This window comes from Haladaptatus sp., from assembly GCF_049589095.1.
GTDB lineage: Archaea > Halobacteriota > Halobacteria > Halobacteriales > Haladaptataceae > Haladaptatus.
In genome coordinates, this window is the sequence record NZ_JBAWAC010000465.1 from 1 (window position 1) to 3,075 (window position 3,075).

At 63.1% G+C, this 3,075-nt stretch carries 4 protein-coding genes; 2 read left to right on the forward strand and 2 right to left on the reverse strand.

Features of this window, described 5'->3' with window-relative positions; all coding sequences use genetic code 11:
• A partial coding sequence (locus WBV42_RS14520) for a hypothetical protein (protein WP_423986666.1) occupies nt 1–258 on the forward strand: 258 nt, incomplete at its 5' end.
• Between the two features lie 5 nt (nt 259–263).
• Here the strand turns inward: WBV42_RS14520 and WBV42_RS14525 are convergent.
• Both WBV42_RS14525 and WBV42_RS14530 read right to left on the reverse strand, forming a co-directional pair.
• Nucleotides 264–1,235 (reverse strand): lysostaphin resistance A-like protein, encoded by a 972-nt coding sequence (locus WBV42_RS14525; RefSeq protein WP_423986667.1) that lies wholly within the window; start codon nt 1,233–1,235, stop codon nt 264–266.
• Between the two features lie 105 nt (nt 1,236–1,340).
• Nucleotides 1,341–2,051, reverse strand: coding sequence for a DUF2270 domain-containing protein (locus tag WBV42_RS14530; protein WP_423986668.1), 711 nt, complete (start codon nt 2,049–2,051; stop codon nt 1,341–1,343).
• Nucleotides 2,052–2,160: 109 nt separating this feature from the next.
• Here WBV42_RS14530 and WBV42_RS14535 point away from each other — a divergent pair, with 109 nt between their 5' ends.
• Nucleotides 2,161–3,051 (forward strand): SDR family oxidoreductase, encoded by an 891-nt coding sequence (locus WBV42_RS14535; protein ID WP_423986669.1) that lies wholly within the window; start codon nt 2,161–2,163, stop codon nt 3,049–3,051.
• Nucleotides 3,052–3,075: the final 24 nt, after the last annotated feature.

The window sequence follows — 3,075 nt, forward strand, 5'->3', positions numbered from 1 at the left end:
GGTCACGCCATCATCACCGCACTCATCGGGTCGATAGTGTGGGGTATCATCAGTTTCTTCGTCGGGTGGATTCCCATCATCGGCGCGCTGCTCGCGCTCATCGCGTGGATCGGCGTCATCAACTGGCGCTATCCCGGTGGCTGGGGGACGGCCATCGTTATCGGACTGGTCGCGTGGTTCGCGGCCGCAATCGTCCTCTACATCTTCGCGCTGTTCGACATCATCACGTCGGGCGCGCTGGGGATTCCGGGCGTCTGAGCCGTTCAGCGGAGTTCGGGGGTCGAGACGGACGAAATCGCCCCGTCCGTCCCGCGTAACCGAACCCACCAGACGATGGCCGCCACGCCGAGACAGATCGCGGCGACGCCGACGAGGCCCGCCTCCGGACCGAACGGTCCGCCGGTGACGACGCGCGGACCGACCTGCCGGGTGGCGACGAGCGTCACCGGGAGTCGAAGGCCGCTCACCGAAAACCCGTACACGCTCGTCTGGAAGAAGTTCCACGAGATGTGCAACCCGATTGAGATACCCAACTCTCCGGTGAGCACGTACCCGGACGCGAGCATGACGCCGGCGAGGACGATGACGAGCGTACTCGTGAGCGTCGCGTTCGGATTGAAGACGTGCAGGACGCCGAACACCACCGACGAACAGAGCGTCGCGGCCGCAACCGCCGCGTCCGCGGATACCCACCGAAACCAGCGGAACCCCTCGGCGAGGTTCGTCAGCAGGTAGCCGCGTATCAGCAACTCCTCGCTGATACCGACGAAGACGAAGAGGGGTATCGAAAGGACGAACGCGCCGACGAACGACACGTTCGGTGCAGTTCGGAGATAGCCGACGACTCGAACCCAACCGAACGCGACTTCGGCGAAAAATATCGCGGTCATGAGCGCCACGCCGAGGACGAGGCCGAACCCGAAGTCCAGCCACCACGACCGCGAGAGATGAAACCCAAAGTCGGCGAACCGGCGGCGGTCGAGAAACCGCCCGACGAGGTACGTGAACGAACACACCACGATCAGTTCGACGACGACCCGGACCAACAACCGTCCCCCTGGCCCGAACGATCCGAGTCCCAATCCGACGAATACGGGGCGGAGAATCGGCCTGAACGCGAGTATCACCCCGAACGAGAGGATTCCGAGGACGATTCCGGCAACGACGAACCGCCATGGGAGCCGAAGCCGCCGGTCCGTCCCGTTCCAGAACACCGCTTTTATCGAAGTGAGCACTGTGAATACAGTACGGCGACCCGACTGTTAATCCTTGTTCGAAATCGTGGGTCTCGCGGCCCGAAGAACGTCACGTGAACCGATGGATCCTCGGTAACGGATTCATCACTTTTCGACCTTCCACTCGCCGGGTTCCTCGCCGTGGAACTCGCCCTTGGCTTCCCGCCGCGTCGGCCAGAACGTCAGCAGTGCGGTGGCGACGTAGAAACAGAGCACGCCGCCGATGACAAACTCCCCCGAAATCCCGGGAACGGCGGCGGTCTCGACCGGCGTCTCCTTCGGGACGAAGGCCGTGATGCGGAACAACCACGCTACAACCAGCACCGTCTCCAGCGGGAAGTAGACGTGTTTGAGCCGACGCGACAGCGCCTCCCACAGCGAGACCTTCAGCGTCGGCTCTCGAAGGTCGTGGCCCAACTTTTCCCGCCAGTCGCGGTGGATCGCCCCCTCCGGGTCGAACGCGTTGGCGAACACGTTCTCCTCGATCATCCGCACCCGCGACCGCGTCGCGTCGTAGGTGCGATACCGGCGCACGTCGAACAGCAGGAACATCACCAGCGCGAACATCCCGATCAGCAGGAAGTACGGCGGACTGTTCGTGCTCTGGAACGACAGCGCCAATAACGCCGCGATGACCGCGATGGCCCAATCGATGGTGAGGTCCAACCTGTCCAGTCGCGTGGACATCTGCGATACCTCGCCCCGGTAGTAGTGCGGCATCAGCGACATGAATTCCGAGCGCTCCTCTCCCGCTTTCGCGGCGACGTCGCGGGCATCACGTTCCTCCGGATCGAACTCGTCGTTTGGCTCCCCCATGGTTGATATTTGTCCTGTGGTAACAACTGTCGTTCGGTGAAAATGGCTGAGAGTATGTCGTGTCGAGAGTTCCACCACTGACTTCCCCTCACGCTCCCTCCACCCAATAATGTCCACTCGACCCGACCTCAGAAATCATGTGGCCCTCGTCACCGGCGGCACCAGCGGTATCGGCCGCGAAACCGCACTCAAACTAGCGGATTACGGCGCGTCAGTCGCCATCGTCGGCAGGAATCGCAAACGCGGGCGAAAAGTCGCGAAGGAAATCGAGGCCCGGAACGGCGACGGGTGGGCCGAACTGTACGTCGGGGACCTCGCGTCCCAAGACAACGTCCGGAACCTCGCGGCGGAGTTCGAGGACCGCCACGACCGCCTCGACCTGCTGGTTAACAACGCGGGGACGTTCCGAAACCGGCGAACGGAGACCGTGGACGGCATCGAAGCCACGTTCGCCATCAACCACCTCGCGCCCTTCTTGCTCACGCATCTGCTGATCGACCTGCTGGTCGAAAGCGCACCTGCCCGCGTCGTCACGACGACCTCGGAACTGCACGAGAGGGGCACCATCGACTTCGCCGATTTGGAACGCGAGCGCGATTACGAGGACATGGCGGCCTACAGCCAGTCCAAATTGGCGAACGTCCTCTTCACCTACGAACTGGCGCGACGACTGGACGGAACTGGCGTGACCGCAACCACGGCCAACCCCGGGTTCGTGCCCGAAACCGCGTTCACGCGCGGGGCGTCGATTCGCGGGCGACTGACGCTCGGCCTGTTCTCGATCCTTCCTCTGCCGTTCACGAAGAGTGTCGAGGAGGGTGCCGAAACCGTCATCCGCGCCGCCGCGTCGCCCGAGTACGACGGCGTGACGGGCGAATACTTCACCGACGGCGACGTCGCCGAATCCTCCGACGAATCACACGATGCGACCGTACGAACCCGTCTGTGGGACGTGAGCGCCGGATTCGTCGGCATTTCGCCCGACTCACTTCGATACTGACTGCAACCGTTTTCTTCGCTGGCT